This window comes from Microbacterium sp. 2RAF4 (genome assembly GCF_052115285.1).
Classification (GTDB): domain Bacteria; phylum Actinomycetota; class Actinomycetes; order Actinomycetales; family Microbacteriaceae; genus Microbacterium; species Microbacterium oxydans.
Genome location: NZ_JBFRGI010000002.1, coordinates 1,765,259 through 1,785,064, shown reverse-complemented (window position 1 = coordinate 1,785,064; position 19,806 = coordinate 1,765,259). Strand labels below are relative to the sequence as shown.

Annotated in this window: 15 protein-coding genes; 5 read left to right on the top strand and 10 right to left on the bottom strand. The window is 67.9% G+C overall.

Going from position 1 to position 19,806, the window contains the following annotated elements:
- Positions 1 to 13: 13 nt before the first annotated feature.
- The 10 genes from AB4070_RS13030 to AB4070_RS12985 all read right to left on the bottom strand — a co-directional run bounded on the left by AB4070_RS13030 (position 14) and on the right by AB4070_RS12985 (position 12,295).
- Positions 14 to 544 carry a cytochrome C5 gene (locus AB4070_RS13030; RefSeq protein WP_441980455.1) on the bottom strand — a complete coding sequence of 177 codons (531 nt, stop codon included), beginning with the start codon at positions 542 to 544 and terminating at the stop codon, positions 14 to 16.
- A 71-nt stretch (positions 545 to 615) separates the two neighbouring features.
- Complete coding sequence (locus AB4070_RS13025; protein WP_441980454.1) at positions 616 to 1,974, bottom strand: glycosyltransferase family 2 protein; 1,359 nt, start codon at positions 1,972 to 1,974, stop codon at positions 616 to 618.
- A 22-nt stretch (positions 1,975 to 1,996) separates the two neighbouring features.
- Entirely contained in the window at positions 1,997 to 2,638 is a 642-nt protein-coding gene (locus AB4070_RS13020; RefSeq protein WP_441980453.1) for an exosortase/archaeosortase family protein, read from the bottom strand.
- Positions 2,639 to 2,726: 88 nt separating this feature from the next.
- The gene (locus AB4070_RS13015) at positions 2,727 to 4,469 is read right to left on the bottom strand and encodes a DUF7927 domain-containing protein (RefSeq protein WP_441980452.1); all 1,743 of its coding nucleotides are present in this window, start codon (positions 4,467 to 4,469) and stop codon (positions 2,727 to 2,729) included.
- Positions 4,470 to 4,503: 34 nt separating this feature from the next.
- Positions 4,504 to 5,172, bottom strand: a complete 669-nt coding sequence (locus AB4070_RS13010) for a hypothetical protein (RefSeq protein ID WP_441980451.1) — start codon at positions 5,170 to 5,172, stop codon at positions 4,504 to 4,506.
- A gap of 97 nt (positions 5,173 to 5,269) precedes the next feature.
- Positions 5,270 to 5,461, bottom strand: a complete 192-nt coding sequence (locus AB4070_RS13005) for an LPXTG cell wall anchor domain-containing protein (RefSeq protein WP_441980450.1) — start codon at positions 5,459 to 5,461, stop codon at positions 5,270 to 5,272.
- Positions 5,461 to 6,606, bottom strand: a complete 1,146-nt coding sequence (gene wecB / locus AB4070_RS13000; protein ID WP_441980449.1) for a non-hydrolyzing UDP-N-acetylglucosamine 2-epimerase — start codon at positions 6,604 to 6,606, stop codon at positions 5,461 to 5,463. The genes AB4070_RS13005 and wecB overlap by 1 nt, the downstream gene beginning before the upstream one ends.
- 57 nt (positions 6,607 to 6,663) lie before the next feature.
- Positions 6,664 to 8,835, bottom strand: coding sequence for a hypothetical protein (locus AB4070_RS12995; protein WP_441980448.1), 2,172 nt, complete (start codon positions 8,833 to 8,835; stop codon positions 6,664 to 6,666).
- A gap of 108 nt (positions 8,836 to 8,943) precedes the next feature.
- Positions 8,944 to 10,374: a sigma-70 family RNA polymerase sigma factor gene (locus tag AB4070_RS12990; RefSeq protein ID WP_441980447.1), complete on the bottom strand. Its 1,431-nt coding sequence runs from the start codon at positions 10,372 to 10,374 to the stop codon at positions 8,944 to 8,946.
- 106 nt (positions 10,375 to 10,480) lie between these two features.
- Positions 10,481 to 12,295, bottom strand: coding sequence for a DUF5979 domain-containing protein (locus AB4070_RS12985; RefSeq protein WP_441980446.1), 1,815 nt, complete (start codon positions 12,293 to 12,295; stop codon positions 10,481 to 10,483).
- A gap of 578 nt (positions 12,296 to 12,873) precedes the next feature.
- Here AB4070_RS12985 and AB4070_RS12980 point away from each other — a divergent pair.
- The 5 genes from AB4070_RS12980 (at position 12,874) to AB4070_RS12960 (ending at position 19,776) form a co-directional block, all read left to right on the top strand.
- Positions 12,874 to 13,611 (top strand): SGNH/GDSL hydrolase family protein, encoded by a 738-nt coding sequence (locus tag AB4070_RS12980; RefSeq protein WP_441980445.1) that lies wholly within the window; start codon positions 12,874 to 12,876, stop codon positions 13,609 to 13,611.
- Positions 13,612 to 13,713: 102 nt separating this feature from the next.
- Positions 13,714 to 14,454 (top strand): Type 1 glutamine amidotransferase-like domain-containing protein, encoded by a 741-nt coding sequence (locus AB4070_RS12975; protein WP_441980444.1) that lies wholly within the window; start codon positions 13,714 to 13,716, stop codon positions 14,452 to 14,454.
- Positions 14,451 to 15,806 carry an anaerobic C4-dicarboxylate transporter family protein gene (locus AB4070_RS12970; protein WP_441980443.1) on the top strand — a complete coding sequence of 452 codons (1,356 nt, stop codon included), beginning with the start codon at positions 14,451 to 14,453 and terminating at the stop codon, positions 15,804 to 15,806. Before AB4070_RS12975 ends, AB4070_RS12970 begins: the two co-directional genes overlap by 4 nt.
- Before the next feature lie 20 nt (positions 15,807 to 15,826).
- The gene (locus AB4070_RS12965; protein WP_441980442.1) at positions 15,827 to 17,155 is read left to right on the top strand and encodes a threonine/serine ThrE exporter family protein; all 1,329 of its coding nucleotides are present in this window, start codon (positions 15,827 to 15,829) and stop codon (positions 17,153 to 17,155) included.
- Positions 17,156 to 17,334: 179 nt separating this feature from the next.
- Entirely contained in the window at positions 17,335 to 19,776 is a 2,442-nt protein-coding gene (locus tag AB4070_RS12960; RefSeq protein WP_441980441.1) for a LuxR C-terminal-related transcriptional regulator, read from the top strand.
- The last annotated feature ends 30 nt before the right edge of the window (positions 19,777 to 19,806 follow it).

Here is a 19,806-nt window from a genome sequence, read left to right as displayed (position 1 = left end):
GGCACTCAGCAGATCAGCTGTCGGAGCGGCTGATCTCGTCGAGCAGGTCGTCGAGGGTGTCGAAGTCGATCGTCTCCGAGCCGTCGAGGTCGCGCACCTCGACGCCGTCGACCTCGAAGTCCTCGTCGAGTTGCACGAGGATGCGCGACTCGGGGAACTGCTTCGGCGCGAGGAAGGCGAGCAGTACCGCGTCGGCGAACACGACGACCGAGGTGGCCTCGAGATCATCGCGCAGGTCGATCTGTTCGGCGACGGGCTCGTCATCGACGGCGTCCTCGATGTCGGCGACGATCTCGTCGATCACCGAGCGCCACCGGGACTCCCCGACCGAGAGGGTGCGGGCGACCGCCGCGATCAGCGCCTCATGATCCACGTCATCGCTCTGGACGTCATCCAGCTCAGGATCGACGTTCACGTTGACGGTCGTGCCGGCGGCGTCGATGATCGCGCGCCCGTACACCAGACCGTTCTCGGCGATCGGATCCTCGAGCAGTCCGCTCTCGACGATGCGGGCCAGGAGAGTATCGAGTGCAGACGAAGTCATGCCTCCAGTCTTTCGCATCTCACTCGTGCGGGGGCTGCGAGCCGTGAGATCGCCGGAACGGGCGCCCCGCGTCACACCTCGACGGCGACCGAGCCCCCGACGACGACGTGCGCCTCCGCATTGCGTCGCGTCTTCGCCCAGCCGTTCTTCCGGCGCATGATGCGCAGGAAGGCACGCGCGATGCAGATGTACATGTAGTAGACGTACAGCCACACCCCGAGCCCCCACATCAGGGCCGTGAACCAGCTGGCCTGCGGCTCGCAGCGCACCTTGTAGACGAATCCCCAGACAGCGAAGGGGGCGATCGAGAACACCGAGAGAAGTCCGACGAGACCGAGGATGCTGCCGAGTGCGAGCTGCACCTGAGCGGGATCCTGAATCCACAGCGACACCTGTGCACCCAGCAGGATCGTGAACGACAGCGCCCCGAGCATCTGCAGGAACGGGAGGACGAGGTAGTAGGAGGTCTCGATCACGCCCGCGCTGTCGATGTGCGGGGACTTCACCACCTCGGCGATGTACTTCACGCACTGGATGTTGCCCTGCGCCCAGCGTGTGCGCTGCGTGAGGAGGCGGCGGATGGAGGGGAGCGCCTCCTGGTTCACGTGAGTGTCGTAGACGTGCTTGACCTGGAAACCGGCGAGCACGACGTGCACACCCAACTCGTAATCCTCCAGGAGAGCTCCGTGCCAGGGTTCGCCGAACTTCTCGCCGATCGCGTCGAGAACCGACAGGCGCGTGAACTGTCCGTTCCCCCCGAGCCCCACCGTTCCCGTCTTCGCGCGCAGCGACTGCATCGCGGCGATGGTCGTGCGGAACTCCAGGTCCTGCATGCGCAGCAGGAAGCGTGCGAAGGTGTTCGCGAAGCGGCCGCTGTTCGGGTACGGCTTCTTGTCGTCGCGGTTCTTCATCCACACCGCGATCTGCGCGGCACCGACCGCGGGATCGCCGAAGGTGTCGTCCGCCGAGCAGATCTCCAGGGCGTTGGGCTCCATCTCGCCGTCGGCATCGATCACCACGACGACGATCCGATCACGGTCGGCGTCTTCAGGCAGCCAGCTCAGCAGCTGATGATAGGCCGCATTGAGGGCGTCGCCTTTGCCGGTGCGGGCTTCCGGACGGCGGCGCTGCACCAGGTGCACGTGCGAGTCCTCTGCGGCCCACCGCGAGACGATCCCCGAGGTGGCGTCTTCGCTGTCGTCGTCGATCACCCAGGTGTGCGCACCGGGGAAGTCACGACGGGCGCGCGAGATGGTGGTGTCGATGACCGCCTCCTCGTCACGGCACGGGATGAAGAAGTGCCATTCGAAGTCGGCGGGGTCCCCCGGGATCGCTTTCGGGTACCGGAGGTACGGAACGAGGATGAAGACGACGTAGGTGACGAAGGCGACGCCGAGAAGAATTGTGAAGGCGTTGAGTATGGAGAGCATGGAACGGCCTTTCCGGTTCACGTCAGAGCGCGCCGTTTCGGTGATATCGAGGCCCCTCGGTCTCTTCCGGCACGACGCGGCGACGGCGACGCGGCCGCACGCCGACGATGAGCAACAGGGCGGCGAGGCCGAGCGCATAGCCGATGATGCCGACGACGGAACCGACGAAGACATGGCTGATCTCATAACCGGGGTCGAGACCCCAGGTCTGCGTCGACCATCCGATGATCACGAGCCGGAGGAGGTTGACGACGAAGATGATGGCCCACATCGCCAGGATCCCGAGCACGCTGCGGCTCCACGACACTCGGGTGCTGGCGAGGATGACCGCGCCGACGACCGTGAGGGGAACGCCGATCAGCAGCGTGGTGCATTCGACGGTGACGCGAAGGGCGATGAGCTCATGCTCGGGCGTCCGCACGAAGTAGTGCTCGGCGATGGGAAGACGCTGACCCTCGACGAAAGGGGAGAGAGCCCAGGTCGCGGCCGAGGCTTCGAAGGAGCGGAACGCCTCGTTGACGGAGACGAGGGCCAGCACCGCGAGGATCAACAGCACCGCCGCGAGGATTCGAGCGGCGCGGTCCCCCTTCGGCCCGCCGAGTGCGAACCGCACAGGGGCTCGGAGTTCACTTCGCGGTTTGTCGACGATCGTGCTGCTGGCCATGACTACCTCTCACTGCGGGTGGTGCAAAACGAGGCGAGGAGAGGGCCGTCCTGGAAGGACGACCCTCTCGTGTTCGCCGGGGCGCGCCTTAGCGGGCGCTCCCGTAATAGTTGACACCGGGGAAGGCGAAGCCGTCTCCGTTGCCGTTCCAGACACCGGTGAAGGTGATCACGACGGTCTGGCCGGACGCCAGCGGACCCTTCCAGTCGATGGTGTTGCCGCTGACCACGACGGTGCCGCTGTTGGCGGTGATGCTGGACGGGCTCCAGGTGGAATCGTCCAGCACGCCGGCCAGCGCGTACTCGATCTCTGCGTTCGCCGAGTCGACGTTGCCGTTGTTGCCGAACTCCATCCGGTACGTGACCGCCTGACCCGGCTGCGGGTCGGTCGGGTTCGAGTTGAACGTGTACTGGAAGAACTCGCGCTTGACGGTGTCGGTGTCGGTTGCGCAGACGTTCGATGCGTTCGACGCGACGGCGCATGCCTGGTTGGTCAATGCACCCGGTGCTGCCGACTGGTTGACCTTGGCGTTCACCTTGAGCGTGACCGACTGTCCAGCAGCGAGGTCGCCGAGGTTGGCGGTCACATTGCGACCGGCGGCCGTGACCGTGATGCCCGCGGGACCGCTGCCCGACACGAAGTCGAGACCGGCCGGAAGCGGATCACTGACCGCGACGCTCTTGGCGGCACCGTCACCGGTGTTCCGCACCACGATGTCGTACGTCAGGTTCTGACCCAGCGTGACGTCGCCCTGCTGATCGTCCTTGGTGATCGTCAGGACGGGCTTGGTCTGCTTGTCGATGGTCGTGTCGTCCCAGTCGCAAGCCTGGTTCGACGAGGTCGCGACGGCACATGCGTTGTTGCGCAGGTTGCCGAGCGGAGTCGACGTCCCGACCGTCGCCTTCACCGTCAGAGTCGACGAGGCGCCGGGGGCGAGCGAAGGGATCGTGCCGCGCACCTGCTGTCCGGAGACCGTGACCTGGCCCGAGGTACCCGCGGTGTACGAGGCAGTGATGCCGGTCAGTCCTGCGGGCAGGTCGTCGCTGATGGCCACGTTCGTCGCCGTCGCGTCGCCGGTGTTCTTGACGACGATGTCGTAGGAGAGCTGGTCGCCGATGACGACCGCGTCGCGGTGGTCGTTCTTGTCGACGGTCAGCACGGGCTTGGTGGGCTTGTCCACGTCGATATCGATGCTGTGCAGGTCGCTCGGCACCTTGGTCCACGTCGGGACCACGCCGAGGAAGGCGCCCTTCGAGCGCATCGTGACCTGGAACTCGACCTTGGAGACCGTGCCGTTGATCTGCACGGTGCCGCTCTTCGCCGCGAAGTTCGTGGAGGTGATGGTGTTCGAGGTGACGTCGAGGTTGCCCGACGACGAGCTCAGCGTCACGCCGGAGGTCTTCAGCGTGTATTTCGCGGAGCCGTTGACGATGCCGCCGATGGCATAGACATCCCCACCGAGGTTGTCGAGCTTGATCTTCGGGTTCGTCACCTGCTGGCCGAAATCGATCACGACGTTGCCGCGGACGCACTCGGTGCCGTTCTTGCAGGGATAGCCCTCGTTCAGACCGATCACGTTCAGCCCCAGCTCGCCGCCGTCACGGACGGTGGCGAGGTTGACGACATCGCCGGAGCTCTTGACCTGGACCTTGTCGGTGGTGGTGATCGTGGCGGTGGCACCGGCCGCGGATGCGGTGCGGGTGTCTCCAGAGCCGGTCCAGCCGTTCACGTCTGCGGCCGTGGCCGCGGGGGCCGCCGCGAGGGCGCCCACCGCCAAAGCGGCGAGCAACCCCCCGGCCAGCGCACCCCGGAGGATGGATTTCTTCTTCACTGTGTCTTCTTCCTCTTGAGTGAGCCGAGCGCGGTCAGTCGGTGGACGACGAGGAGCGACGCCGCAGGGCGAACGCGCCGAGCGCGCCGACGCCGATCACACCGGCGCTGGCGAGTCCGACACCGGCATCGATCACCGGCACCGGAGGACGCTGCGCGAACTGGTGCGAGTAGTTGTACGTGAAACGGACGTCGTCCGTGAACACTCCGCCGGTGTAGACGACTTTGGCGCTGTTGGTGATCGTCGGCCCCCAGTAGCCGTCGGCCACCGTGAACGACGCCATCGGCTGCACGATCCGCGTGCCACCGTCGTGCGTGACGTTGAACGTCCACACGACGTTGGAACCGACCAGCGTGCCGCCATCGGTCGCCGAGACGAACGTGGTGTTCGCGGGCACCGGAAGGATCACCTTGTACACGCCGTCGATCTGCTCGTCGTTGACGAGCTGCACGATGGCGCCTTCCTTGATCTCCGATCCGGGAGTGACCCCGGTGGCAGCCGTCTGTGTGGCGCGACCGAGGTAGCCGCGGACCAGCTGGGGAGAGTCGACCCTTTCCGTGGCGCTGGCGCCCGTGGTCGTCGTCGACGAATCCGGCGTGACCGGCTGGTCGTCGGCCATGGCCACCTGCCCACCGAGCACTGTGCCTCCCACGATCAGCAGGCCGATGCCGGCGGTGCAGGCAGTCTTGAGGATGCTCTTCATCTCGAGCCCCTTCCTTCCATTTGAGTGACGCGCAGAGTGCATCGCCGCCGATAGGACCGCGGATCGAACGTTCGATTACGCCCGCACGGGAAACACCTCAACGGCACGGCCGGCGTCGATCCCGCCCGGCCGGGACGGCCCGGCGCAGCACGCGCCGACGGACCGTGAGCAACGCTCCAGCCCCCATGGCTGCCGCGCCCACGATGAGCCAGGTGAGCACCGAATCCGGACCGGTCATCGCGAGGAGGCCGACGGCGGCGAGCGGCGTGGTGAGATCGCTGCTGTACATCAGGACTCCTCTGCGGCGAGACGGACGACGGAATGGATGTGCGTGGCGATGCGTGCCGTGGCCTTGCCGTCACCGAACGGCGACGGCAAGGCGCTCAGCTTCTCCAGGGTCCCCGCGACATCGGCGAGCACAGCCGCCGCCTCGCTCGCGAGCGTCTGAGGTGTGACGAGCTTCGTGAAGGATCCCAGCGCCTCAGGGCGTTCCGTTGAATCGCGCACGACGAGCACCGGTCGCCCGAGCACCGTGGCCTCCTCCTGGATGCCGCCGGAGTCCGATACCAGCACTGCCGCGTGTGCGGCGAGGGCGAGGAAACGCTCATAGCTGTACGGCTCCTCGGCGATCAGGGCGTCGAGGAGATGCTCCGCGTCCAGTGAGGTGAGCATCGCCCGCGTTCGGGGGTGCACGGGGAAGACGACGGGCCATCCCGAAGCGGCGATCTCGTTGAACGCGTGCAGCGTCGAGATGAGGTTGGCCGGGGTGTCCACGTTCTCCTGACGGTGCAGGGTCGCGAGCACGTAGCGGTCGGGGTGGACCCCGAGCCGGACGAGCTCGTCGACGTCCGCGGCGACGTCGGAACGCTGCATGCGAACCGCCTCGACCACGGGGTTGCCGGTGACGAGGATGCGCTCGTCTCCGATTCCCTCCTCGAGGAGATTGGCACGGTTGGTCTCGGTCGCGGCGAAGAGGTCGTCGGAGATGTGGTCCACCATCACCCGGTTGTGCTCCTCCGGCATGCGACGATCCCGCGCCCGGAGGCCCGCCTCCACGTGCCCCAGTCGCACTCCCGCCGCGTTCGCGGCGAGCGCGGCCGCGAATGTCGCGTTCGTGTCGCCCTGGACGACGACGTATTTCGGGTCGAGCTGGGTGATCGCCTGTGCGATCTGCTCGGCTGCGCGCCCGATCTGCGCCGCGCGTGGGAGTCCGCCGACATGCAGCTGGAGATCGACGCGCTTGATACCGCACGCCTGCAGGAAGACGCGGGACATGCCGGGGTCGTAGTGCTGGCCGGTGTGGACGATGTAGGCGGCGTCGCCGAGGCTTCGCACCAGAGGGGCGAGCTTGACGATCTCGGGACGGGTGCCGAACACCACCATCACGGAGGATTTCGGAAGCTCAGCGGACGGAAGGAGAGAAGAGGATGTCATTTCTGGGTACTCCGATCAGTCCCCGGGGCTTCCCGGGGACGACGTGTGTGAGTGGATCTAGCGGTTGGACCTGCGGCGCATGCCGACGACGATGAGGAACGCCCCACCGGCGAGGAGGATGACCGCGGGGATGGCCAGGGCGAAGGTCGCACCGGTCTGCGCGAGAGCGGCCGGAGCAGGGGTGACCGTGGTGACGGCACACGACCAGGAGGCGTCACCCTCGCAGGCATGCACCGCGGTGAGCGGCGGGAGCGCCGGGAGCGCGGACAGGTCGGCGCTGCCGGGAACGGCGAGGCCCGCCTGCTTCGCCGCGCTGCGGAGGGAGTCGCTCATCGCCTGGTCGTACGCGACCGTGGCGCGGTTGACGACCTTCCCCTTCACCGTGGCAGGAACCTGAGCCCGGAGGGTCATCGTCGCCGACTGCCCGGGAGGGATCTCCTCCACCATCCACCCGACGCGGTCCTTGACCGCGATGCCACCGGTCGAGGCGGAGATGAACCGCGTCCCATCCGGGAGGTCATCCACGACGGGGATCTGCGTCGCGGTACCAGGGCCGGTGTTCACGACCGTGATCGTGTAGTCGAGGATGGCGCCTGACTGCACTGCCGCCTGCGCCACCGTTTTGCTGATCTCCAGGGATGCGAGCGCGGGGATCGCCGTCACCGCGCAGGCCTGCGCGACATCGTCGGCACAGGGGGTGAGGATCGTCGGCTCCGGAGTGCCGGCGGGAACTCCGGTCGGGTTCTGCACGGTGGCCCTGTTCACGAACTGCGCCTCGTCGAGTCCGCCCGGGGTGGTCCCGACGACGTGCAGTTCGACCTGGCCGCCCGCGGGCACCTCGGCGACGGTCCAGCGGATGGCCCCGTCTTCGATCACGCCGCCCTGGTCGGCGGACACCTGGCTCAGCGCGTCCGGAAGCTGATCGGTCACCGGCACATCGACGGCCGGAGCGACCCCCGAGTTCGCGACGACGATCGTGTAGGCGAGGGCTTCGCCGTGAGTGGCGACCTGCTTGTCGACGACCTTCGACAGCGAGAGCGCCGGCAGCGCGGCGACGACGGTGCTCGCGCATGCGGCGGACGGGTCGTCGGCGCAGGGCGTGGTCGTCGTCGGGTCGGGAGTCCCTGCCGGTGAATCGACGGGGTTCTTCACACCGGCGCGGTTCACGAGGGTGGCGCCGGCGCTGGACCGGTCGATGGTCGCCGTCACGTGCAGTCGGCGCTCGTCGCCCGCCGCGAGGTCGTCGATGGTCCACCCGACCGTGGTGCCGTCGACCTTGCCGCCGTCATCGACGGTCACATCGGTCAGACCGCCGGGAAGGGTGTCGGTGACGGGAACCTGTCGAGCCTCGGCCTCGCCGGTGTTCTTGACGGTGACCGTGTACTCGAGCTGGTCACCCGGCACCGCAGCTCCCTTGTCGACGACCTTCGACACCGACAGCGCTGCGAACGTCGGCTCAGGGGTGGGGGTCGGCGTGGGCGTCGGGGTCGGTTCGGGTGTCGGGGTCGGTTCGGGTGTCGGGACAGGGGTCGCGGTCGCTGTGACACCGAACGCGTATCCGTCGACGAATCCGGACTGGTTGGCGCTCAACGCGAAACGGGCGACATCGAACACGATCTCGGTGATCTTCTTCCCGGTGACCGTGAAGCTTCCGCAGCCACCGGGCTTGGTCGCCGCAGTGCACTTGATCGCGGCATCGCCGCGGTGGTACCCGTCTCCTCCATCGACGAAGGTGGCCCCGCGAGACACGACAGCGGTCGTGGCGCCGCCGTCGGCGGAGGCGAAACGGATCCCGTCGGCAGCGGAGAGCCCGCCGCCGAGTGGCGTCACCCCGCCGCCGGCCCCGAACTCGGCGATGTGGATGGCGGGGTCGTCCACGGGTCTGTCGAAGCGAACGGTGATCTGCCCCTCGCCGCACCGTTTCGACGAACCGCAGTTGTTCTTGGAGTGGATCCCGACGACCGGAAGATCCTTTGCCGACACCCCCTCCGCGTACATCGCATCGGTTCCGCTCCACGCGCTGAGAGACTTCCCGTCGTCGGCGAACTCACGATCACCCCCACCGGAGATCGTGGCGGTCGCGACGGTGCCGTCGGCGAGGGTGAAGGTCGCGGTCTTGGCGTCTTTGACGCTGGCGGACCCTGCGGCCGCAGCGGGGAGCGCTGTCGTGGCGACGGCACCCAGTGCGAGCAGGAGTCCGAGCATGAATGTGCCCGATCGTTTCCACATGACGAGTTGGTTCCAATCTGATTCCCGGTCGTCCGATTGCGCACCCGTCAGAGTGCCGGACAGATACTGGACGGCTGTGAAACACATCCATTACGCGTGGACGTGAAATCACTCGACGATGGTCACCTGGGCCGAGACGCCCCCCGAGACTCCGGCGACGTTCGACTGCACGAAGTCGAACGTGATCACGGTTCCGACCTCCACCGGATAAGCTGCGACATCGACGCTCGCCTGCCAGGTCCCGCTGCTCGAGCACGTGCCGACGGCGGCCGTGACGCCGAAGGCCGAGACGGTGACATCGGCACCTGCTTCGCACCGGATGCTCGCCGAGACCACCTGCGTCCGTGAAACCTGGGAGGGGATGGACAGGATCACCGGCACGCCGGGCGTCTGGGCCACGGGCGGAGCCGGCGCAGCAGGAGGTGGCTGCGGGGCCTCGGCGGGAGTCGAGGTCTCCGGGACAGGGACGGGGACATCTTGCGGCGGCGGGCTCGCTTCGCTGGGGACGGCAGTCGGCAGAAGCGTGGGCAGCCGGTCCGACTCCGCTGCGTCGAGTCTTTCGGCCGCTGCACTGGTCTCGACCGTCTCGACATCGCTCGTCACCGTCGAGGTGATTCCCGCGGAAAGCGTCACGACCGCGACAGCCGCCGTCATCAGGATGCTCGCCTTGGTCGCCACGAGCCCGACAGCAGGCAGAGTGATGGTCGCCGGCATGGATGACGCGCTGGCCGATATCCCGGACGTCGTGAGTGTCTGCCACAGCTGAAGACCCGTGCCGACGCCGATGCCGGCGGGGAACAGCACCGTGAGGATCCGCGAACTCGCCCGACGCGCCTCCTCCGCTTTCGCAGTGCAGTCGGCGCACGTCGCGAGGTGTGCTCGCACGCGCTGATCATCCCGCGTGGTGAGCCGTCGACGAGCATGAGCGCCCAACTTGCCGAGCGTCCACCGGCACTCCTTGGAGGCCGGTGGTCTCGACGTCAGGTGAGCCGAGATCCAGGCCTGACGGAGTCCCTCCCTGGCACGGAATGCGAGCACTGCCGCCGCGCGTTCGCTGATCTCCAGGCGCTTGCCGATCTCGAGCATCGACAGGTTCTCGACTTCGGCGAGCCACAGCACGTCCTGCCAGCGCGTGGGCAGGGTGAGGATCGCCTTCGAGACGAGCGCGGCATCGAAATCGGAATCTGCCGCCTGGTCCGTCGAGGCCGGGTCCTCGACGGCTTCGATGTACTCGATGGGCACCTCGCGTCGGGAACGTCCCCAGCTGATCGCGAGATTGCGCATCGTGGCGAAGAGGTAGGGCTTGAAGGCGGTCGTCGGCCCCTTCCCCGTCTGGATGGCCTGGTAGATCCGCGTGAACGATTCCGCCACGAGGTCGTCGGAGTCGGCAGACCACCAGTAGGTACGAGCGACGGCCCTGGCGACCTGTGAGTAGCGCGCCCAGAGTTCAGCGTAGGCGCGCTGGTCGCCGGTACGCACACGAGCCAGGAGATCGGAGTCCCGATCACCTGGCTCGTTGATGTCTTCTTCTCTGTTCATGGATTCTCCCTTTCCCCCAAGGGATCTCAGGACGGCGTGGAAACGCCGTCCTGCACGAGTCATGCCCGAGTGGGCCGGGCGCACCCGGCCCACTCGGGCGATGGATTCAGCGAGAACGGTTGAGTCGTCGTCGCATCACGAGACGCGTACCTCCGATCAGCAGCAGGCCCGCGAGGAGCAGAATCGAGGTGGCGGCCTGCATGCCGGTGGCCGCCAGGGTCATCACCTCAGGAACGCCGGTCGTCGGCGGCGGTGGCGTGACGGTCTTCACCAGCGGGTTGGTGACCGAGACCGTGACCGCCTCACCCCCGACCGTGAAGTGTGCCGGCGAGATCACCGGCTTGCCCCACGTGATTCCCTCGATCGGCTTCGGAGCACGCTCCCGCACGGTGACGTCGGCGCCGACCGGGAGCGCGGAGCTCGAGACGGGAGTTCCCGCTTTGAGAGCAAGCTCGCCTGAGCCCGCTTCGAACCCAGGACCGGCCGGGTACGAGTACTCGAGCACGTACTCGGTATCCGACGGGACGAGCGAGATGGCCGCAGCCGGACCGTCGAGGGTCTTCAGCGCCGAGAAGGGCAGGGTGCGCAACGTCGCCTCGTTCGTGAGTGCGACATCGATCGTCGCCTCGCCCTTGATCTGCAGCGTCTGCGGCGAGAACACCGGAGCCGCCCACTCCAGATTCCACGGAAGGCCCTCGAGCGACTCCGTGAGTGCGATCGTGCTGCCTTCGGCGAACGACGGGCTCACCCACGGCGTGCCGGCCCGCACTGCGAACTCGCCCGATGTGACGACGCCCTGGGGGTCGGTGGCGGTATACCCGCCGCGGTATGTCACGTCGCCGAGATTCGCCGTGTCGCCGAGCACCTTCTTGTTGATGGTGAAGGTTCCGACCCTGGTGCCGGTTCCCGTGCCCGACCCTCCGTGACGTGTGACCTCCGCGGTGGTGGTGCCCGTGCTCTCCGTGCCGATGCGGATCGTCGCGTCGTTCTTGTAGACGCCTGCCGCACCGCCGTCGGTCACCTGCGAGAGGTAGTGCACGTTGTAGAAGTAGCCCTCGCGGGCGGTGAACGTGACGGTGGTCCCGTCGGCGGAGACGGAGTAGTCCGTCGACGCCACTTCGGTGAACGGCCCGGGGACCACCAGTCCGCTCGGAAGCGTCTGCAGCTCATTGGCCGCCCACAGGCTGGGGTAGTGCTCGCCGGTGGCTGACTGGGCGATGAGCTCTTGGTTCGCGCCGATGACGTCGGTGACGACCACCTCCTGCCCGCCGATCATCCCCTTCGCCCCGGCAGCGACCGCGACGTCCCAGAAGATCGTGTCGGTCCCGTTCTGGTACTCGCCGCTCTTGAAGTTCCAGCGACCGGTGAAGTCGCAGTCCTCCTTGCAGATGAACGGATCGGGCCGCACATCGACCGAGGCACTTGCATCTCCGAAGTCGTACGTCACCGTCTTCTCGTCGGTCACTTCCGTCGTGACGGTCGCCCAGAAGGAGAAGCCGCCGGAAAGACCGCGCGGGTGGCTGCTGAGGTATGCGCTGTCGAAGTCGCACACCAGCTCCGCGGCCGTGGTCACACAGTTCCCCGCAGCCGTTCCATCGGAATCGAGCAACGGGAAGGAGTCCGGCAGCCCGCGCAGGTCATCCGGGAGGTCGACCACGAACCCGGCGGGACTCACGGGGTCGTCGGGGAGAGACCACCTGCCGGTCAGCTCGGCCTTCGTGCCGCTCGTGATCGCGCTCTCCGTGAACGCGATCGAGTCGACCTTCGCCTCGGTGGTGTACGGAGGTGCTGCAGAGGCGGCGAGCGGGGCGGTGATCGCACCCGCCGCTGCCGCGATCAGGACGACAGCAGCGGCACCGAGTCGGATGATCCGGCGGGGATGGGACGGGGAATGCCCGCGGGCGGGCGGTTGGTGGTTCACAGGACTTCCTCCGGTTCGTCGAATGGCGGGCAGGTGCACAGCACGCCATGCGGGATATGACGCGGCGGCCGGTGTCAGGTAACGGATACGTCGACAACTTGGAGGTCGTCGACAACCGTCTTGTATTTGATCTCCAAGCGGAGCTCTCTATCGACGCTCGCCGCAGCGGATGCGGGGCTTTGCGGCTCTGCTGGCGCCTCATGACAGGGAGGCGCCGCCCCAGATCCGCACTGAGAGTAGCTATGCCCGACATCGCCCGCCCGGCAGTGCAGGCCGTGAATATTGGCGGCATATCGATGTGCTGGGATTCGTGCCTTGGCGCCGTCCTCCCGAGGAAATGTGCGGCGAGTCCGGGGAGAACCCGCCGCACGGAGGGCCGACTTCTGGGGAAGCATCGGCGATTTTGGGGAACCGCCGGCGAGGCGGACGGAGTACTCCGTGAGAAGACGCCCCGATCGAACCCTCGAAGCTACGACCGCGAAAGCGCTGATCCATTACGCGCGACTCGATGACTTTCTCCGCAGGCGCCCTGTTCCCAGCCCGGTCACCCGCACCGCCGTGCCGATAGGCTCGGTGCCGTGCCGAACGTCGAGCCCTCCACTCCCGCATCCGCCGCCTCCGACCTCCGCCGCATCGCCACGGCGCTCGAGGATCCACGGCCCCTGAACTGGGTGATCACCGGCGACTCGATCACGCACGGCCTGGTGCACACCCAGGGAGGCCGCAGCTATCCGGAGCACCTGCACGAACTGATCCGCGGCGAGCTGGAGCGTGTGCGCGATGTCGTGATCAACACCGCGATCAGCGGCAATCGCATCGTCGACCTGCTCGATGACTGGGATCGTCGCATCGCGTCGTGGCGGCCCGATGTCGTCACCCTCATGATCGGCACGAACGACGCCTCCGACGGCGGACCCCGCGAGGTCATCTCGGCCGACGACTACGCGGCATCCCTGCGCGATTTCGTGGCCCGCGTCCGTGCTCTCGGCGCCGTGCCCGTGCTCCAGACGCCGCCGGCGATCGACATCCGCAACGCCCCGGAACGGGCGCGCATCGGGGAGTTCGCCGAAGCCGTGCGTCAGGTCGCCGCACGCGAGGACGTCATCCTCATCGACCAGTACGCCCGGTTCGCGGAACTCGGCGCCGGTTCCGTTCCCTGGGGGCTGATGAACGACCCGTTCCACCCGAACACGGAAGGTCACGCGGCTCTCGCGCTCGAACTCGCGCACGGTCTCGGGATCCGCCCGGAAGGGCCGCGCGCCCGCACCTTCGCGCTCCTCGAGGGGCTCGTCGCCACCGCTCGACTGAACGGTTAGACCTCGCAGACACCCTCACCCGCGGTGGACGAAAGACCTCTGGACGCGATGCTCAGCACCGCACTAGGTTGAGCGCATTCGCAGTCGTCGAGAGGTGGGGGCATGTCTCACGTGGTGGCAACAGGGGCCGGGAAGGCCATGATGGAGCGTCGGAACGACCCGACGCACGACTACATCCTCGGCCTCACCGGCAAGGAGAGACCACGAGTCCTCTTCGTCGGCACGGCCACCGGTGACGACTCCGCCTACATCGTGAGCTTCTACTCCACGTACGACTCCGACAGGTGCGCGCCGCACCACCTCCCCCTGTTCCACCGCGCGGTCGACGACCTGGCCGGCTTCGTGAAGGGCTTCGACGTGATCCACGTCGGTGGCGGCAACACCGCCAACATGCTCGACGTGTGGAAGCGCCAGGGACTCGACGAGATCATGCGCGAGATGTGGGAGGACCCCGACTCGAACGTGGTGTTCACGGGCGGCAGTGCCGGCGGCATCTGCTGGTTCGAGGGCGGGACCACCGACAGCTACGGGCCCACCCTGCAGGTGCTGCCTGAGGGACTCGGCTTCCTGCACGGCAGCTTCTGCCCGCACTACGACGCCGAGGACCAGCGGCGGCCGCTCTTCCACGCGTCCCTGCTCAGCGGAGAGCTCTCGACGGGCTACGCGGTCGGCAACCTGCAGTCGCTGCACTTCGAGAACAGCGAGTTCGTCACCGCGGTGAGCCCGGTCGACGATGCCCTCGCCCTTCGCGTGGAGGCGGTAGGCGGGAAGATCGTCGAGACCGAGCTGCCCACCGAGGTCCTCAGAGGCGCCGCGCCCATCGTGAAGGGGCCGTCGTCATGAACGACAACGTGTGGATCCTCGTCGCCGAACTCGTCGTCGTCGTCCTGGCGATCTTCATGGGGACGCGTACGAGCGGGATCGGACTCGGCGTCTGGGGACTCGTCGGTGTCGCGGTGCTCATCTTCGTCTTCGGCGAAGCGCCGGGCAACGCCCCGGTCGATGCGGTCTTCATCGTCATCACGGTCATCACCGCGGCGTCGACCATGCAAGCCGCCGGCGGCATCGACTGGATGGTGTCGGTCGCGGCGAAGGTGATCAGACGCCGACCCCGATCGGTGGTCTTCCTCGCGCCGGCGATGTCGTTCCTGTTCACCGTCGGCGCCGGAACGGGCAACATCTTCTACCCGCTGCTGCCGGTCATCTACGACGTCTCGTACCAGCAGAAGATCCGCCCGGAGCGGGCGCTCTCGGTGTCGGCCGTAGCCTCGCAGGTCGGCATCCTCTGCTCTCCCGTGTCCGCCGCGACCGCCTCGATGGTGGTGCTGCTCGCCCCGCAGGGTGTCGACCTCGGCGGACTGCTGCTGATCATGTGGCCCGCATCCATCGTCGGCCTCTTCGTGGCGGCACTCGTGATGATGCGCCACGGCAAAGACCTGGAAGACGACCCCGAGTTCCAGAAGCGCCTCGCCGATCACCAGATCAAGCCGCCGGAGACCGACGCGCACGAGAAGAAGCTGCCTCCCACCGCGGTGCTCTCGGCCTCGCTGTTCCTCGCCGGCGTCGCTGTGATCGTGTTCTTCGGTCTGTTCGAGAACCTGCGTCCTGTCATCGGGACCGATGACGCCGGCGACCCGGTGCGCCTCAGCGTCACGGTCATCATCGAGGTCGTGATGGGCATCATCGCCGCGCTGATCTTCGTCTTCTGCAAGGTGAAGGCAGCAGATGTGCCCAAGCAGCCGACGTTCCCCGCCGGCATCGTCGGAGCGATCGCACTGTTCGGCATCGCCTGGCTGGCGAACACCTTCGTCGCCGCGAACCAGACCCTCATCGTCGACGGCCTCGGCTCCGTGGTCTCCGGCTCGTCGGCGTTCCTCGGTGCGCTGCTGTTCGCGCTGGCCCTCTTCGCGGTCGCCATGCTCACGACGAGCCAGTCGAGCGCGACGAACGCGATCGTGCCGATCGGCATCACGATCGGCCTCCCCGCCTCCCTCCTGGTGGGTCTGTGGCCGGCGGCGATGGGCATCTACACGCTGCCGGCCAACGGCAGCCAGGTGGCCACCGTCGCGTTCGACCAGACGGGCACGACCAAGATGGGCAAGTTCGTCTTCGACCACTCGTTCCAGCTGCCGAACCTCATCTACGTGGCTGTGGCGATCATCGTCGGCGTACCGCTCTCGTTCCTGTTCACCTGAGCCGAGCGGCCGACGACGACATGACCGACGGCCTCGACCGGGCGACGCTCCGGCAGTTCCTGCTGGGGCTGGCGCAGGGCATGAACGCCTCCGCCGAGTCGGTCGACCGTATCCGCGACGTCATCGCAGAGGTGGCCAGGGCCTATGGCGGCGACGACGCCGATTTCGTGGTTCTGCCGACGATCATCCTCATCGAGAGCGGCGAGTCCGATGAGTCGCGCGTCGCGATCCGCTCGGCGACGAACGCCTCGTTCCGCTTCGATCAGATCGCCGCCCTGTACGAGCTGATCGCCCAGGCGAAGACCGGCTCGGTCGCCCCGCTCGACGGCATCAGACGCCTGAACGAGATCGGTGCGATGCGCCCGCGGCTCGGCTGGATCACCCGCACGTTCGGACATGCGGTGCTGACGACAGGGCTCTCGCTCCTGCTCGCCCCCACGTGGCAGGGCGTGATCGTCGCGTTCGTGCTCGGGGCGGTGATCGGATTGCTGAAGCTGGTCCGCTCCCCGACGCTGCAGCTGATCATGCCCGTGGTCGCGGCTTTCGTGTGCGCCACCGCGGTCTTCCTCCTGGCCGAGGTGATCGAGATCGGGGACCCGATCCGCCTGCTCATCGCCCCGCTCGTCACCTTCCTGCCCGGCGGCGTGCTGACGAGCGCCACCGTGGAGCTGGCAGCGGGGCAGATGATCTCGGGCGCCTCGCGACTGGTCTACGGCTTCGTGCAGCTGGCGCTGCTGGCGTTCGGCATCCTGGCCGCCGGCACCGTCGTGGGGGTCGACTCGTCCTCGTACGAAGCGCTCGACGGGGGCTCGCCGCTCCCGTGGTGGGTGGCGCTCATCGGGATCCTCGTGTTCGCGCTCGGGAACTATCTGCATTTCTCCGCGCCTCCATCGACCTTCGGGTGGGTCCTTCTCGCACTCGTCGTCGCCTACACGGGCCAGTGGGCTGGTACGGAGTTCGTGGGCGCGACGGTCGGCGGGTTCGTCGGCGCCGTCGCGATGACCCCGGTCGTGCTGTGGATCGCGACCCTTCGCCACGGAGCACCGTCGCAGCTCACGTTCCTCCCGGCCTTCTGGCTGCTGGTCCCCGGAGCTGCCGGGCTCGTCGGGCTCACGGAGGCGGTCGCGACCGACGGCGGACTCTCCGACTTCACGACGGCGCTGGTCTCGGTCATGTCGATCGCGCTCGGCGTGCTCATCGGTACCGCGCTGTACCGCGTCGTGCACCACGGCGCCGAGGAGATCGTGCAGTTCGCCGTGGCCCTTCCCCCCGCCTCAGATGAGAGCGCCCCTGCTCCGAACCTCTGGTCGCGGATCACGGCACCCTGGCACCGGAACAGTCACCGCTGACGACCTCGTACGGGCTCCTCGTTCCCCGCATCGCTTGTCCTCGCGGGCGTTGCTTGTCCGTGCGGGATTTCGGCATATCGTAGAGGGAGGGGACCTGGGGAGGTACGGTGTCGGCATTTGTCGCGCAGGGGGACGGACATATACCGCGAGTATCGGCGCACGCCATCAGGCGTCCGCGATTGAGCGCCGAGTTCGAGACCGAGACGCCTCTCACACTCATCCGCTCCGCATCCGGCTCCGGCAAGACCACGGCCCTGGTGGACTGGGCGGCCACCACATCCGCCCACGTCGTGTGGCTGACCGTGACGCCGGCGATCACGAGGAGTGAGGCACTCGCCGGAGCGCTGCTGCGCGTCCTGCCCGGAGCCGACCGGAGGAACGACGGCGACGAGGGCTGGGCCGCCGTGACCGCGCGCCTGCACGAGGCGGAGGGACACCTGGTCGTGGTGCTCGACGATGCTGCCGCCGTCGAGCGCGATGGCGCCTTCGCGCTGTGTCGCGCCGTCGGTTCCGCTGCCCGCACCCGCCTGATCGTCGCCACGAATCGGCCGAGCCCCTTCGACAGCGAGGGCATCGACCTCTTGATCGACACGACGCTCGTCGCTCCCGAAGACCTCATGTTCGATGATGAGGAGATCCGTCGCGCGCTCGACGTGGACGAGGACACGGCGGCTGCGACGCGAGAGGCGACGGGAGGGTTCCCCGCGCTCATCCGCGCCCTGGCAATGCGGGGAACCGGCATGGATGCCGCGTCCCTGCGGGCCGCGACCACGGTGATCGAGGACTACCTGCAGGACAGGCTCGCCGAGTGCGGCTTCGACCCGCAGGCGCTTCGGGGCCTGCTCCGGATCAGCGTCACCGACTCCGTCGACGTTCCACTCGCCACTGCGCTCACCGGCGATCCGGACATCGTGAAGGCGCTGGACCAGGCTGAGATGTTCGGCTTCGGTCGCTGGGCTGCCGACGGCCGCAGCTCGTTCGAGCTCACGCCCCTGACGCGCGGGATGCTGCGCCGCGAGCTCCGCGCAGTCCTCCCGGACGAGGTCCCCGGCCTGAGGCGCATCGCCGCAGAGGGTGCCGTGCGCCGTGACCTGCCCCTCGAAGGACTGCGGCTCGCCGTGGAGGGCGACGACTTGCGCCTCGCGACCCACGTCACGATGTCGGGGTGGAACCGACTGCTGCACCGCGATCGGAACGGTGTCGTCGAACTCCTCGGCGACGTACCGGTGGCACGGCTGAAGCAGGAGCCGCTGGTGGCCATGCTGCTCGGGATGTGCCTGAAGCCCAGCCGCCTGCGGCGCCAGCGCGGACTCCAGCTGCTGCGCATCGCGGTGGCGGCCGCGAACGCCCGCCGTACCACGCTCTCGGCCACGGAGCGGATCTTCATCTGGGCGGCCGAGAGCGCGTCGCTGCGCGCCATCGGACGACCGGAGCGCGCCGCCCAGGTGGCCGCCCGATCACTGGCGCTGTTCGACGAGACCCCGGAATCGCAGTGGCAGCAGTACGCCCGCGACATGCCGCTGCTGTGCACGCACCTGGGCATCTCCCTCTACTACGGCGGGCAGCAGGAGGAGGCCATCCACCTCTGGGAGCAGGCCACCGCCCTCGCCGCCGCGCACGGGGGCAGCAACGCCTTCCACGGCATCTGCCTTCTCGCCGGCGTGCACGCCTTGAACGGAGACCTCCCCGAGGCCAGGCACTACGTCTCCCTGATCCGGGACGGCGACTGGGACCCGGTGCTGCTCGACAGCTACCGCGGCACGTTCTACCGTGTGGCCGAGGCCATGCTGGCGGTGGAGGACGGCGATCTCGCTGCCGCGAAGCAGCACATCCGGTACTTCGAGCCGTACCGCGCGACCAGCGAGCACTGGACGACGATGGCCTCCGTCGAGGCATGGATCGCTCTGCACGAGGGCGAGGCCGCCGCAGGGCTGGAGCGCCTGGAGTCGTTCGCCCGTCTGCGGGGCAAGGAGGCCGGTGCACCGCACGTGCGCCAGGCACTGTCGCGCCCCCGGATCCTCCTCCATCTCGCCCTCGGCGACGTGAACGCCGCCAAAGCCGTGGTGCAGCGGGATGCGATCCCCGACCGTTTCGCGACCGTCCTGAAGCGTGCACGCCTGGCGCTCATCGACGGCAAGGCGGCCGACGTGGTCCGGCTTCTGGGACAGACCCGCCTGCGCCCGACGAACGCCAGGGAACGCGCAGAGGCCTCTGCGGTGCAGAGCGCCGCCCTGCACCGGGTGTCGCCGGCGGCCGCGCAGCCGTCGAGCGAGGCGCTGAACGCTCAACTCGCCGATAGGGGCCTCACCACTCCCCTCGTGCTGCTGAGCGCGGAGGACTTCGGCACGGTGCGAGCCGACCTCGACCCGACCGGCCGCGGGACGTTCCCGCTGCGATCGGCGCTGCCGTCGTTCGCGGCCCGACCCCGCCTGTCGTCACGCGAGCAGGTCGTGCTGCGCGCCCTCACCTCCGGCGCGTCTCTTCCGGCGATCGCCCTGGAGCTGCGCGTCTCGCAGAACACCCTCAAGACACAGCTCCGCAGCATCTACCGAAAGCTCGGCGCGCACAACCGCGCCGAGGCGGTGGAGCAGGCAGCGCGTCACGGTCTCCTGCCGGAGTGAGCGCGCCTCTTTCCGGTGAAGACACGGAAG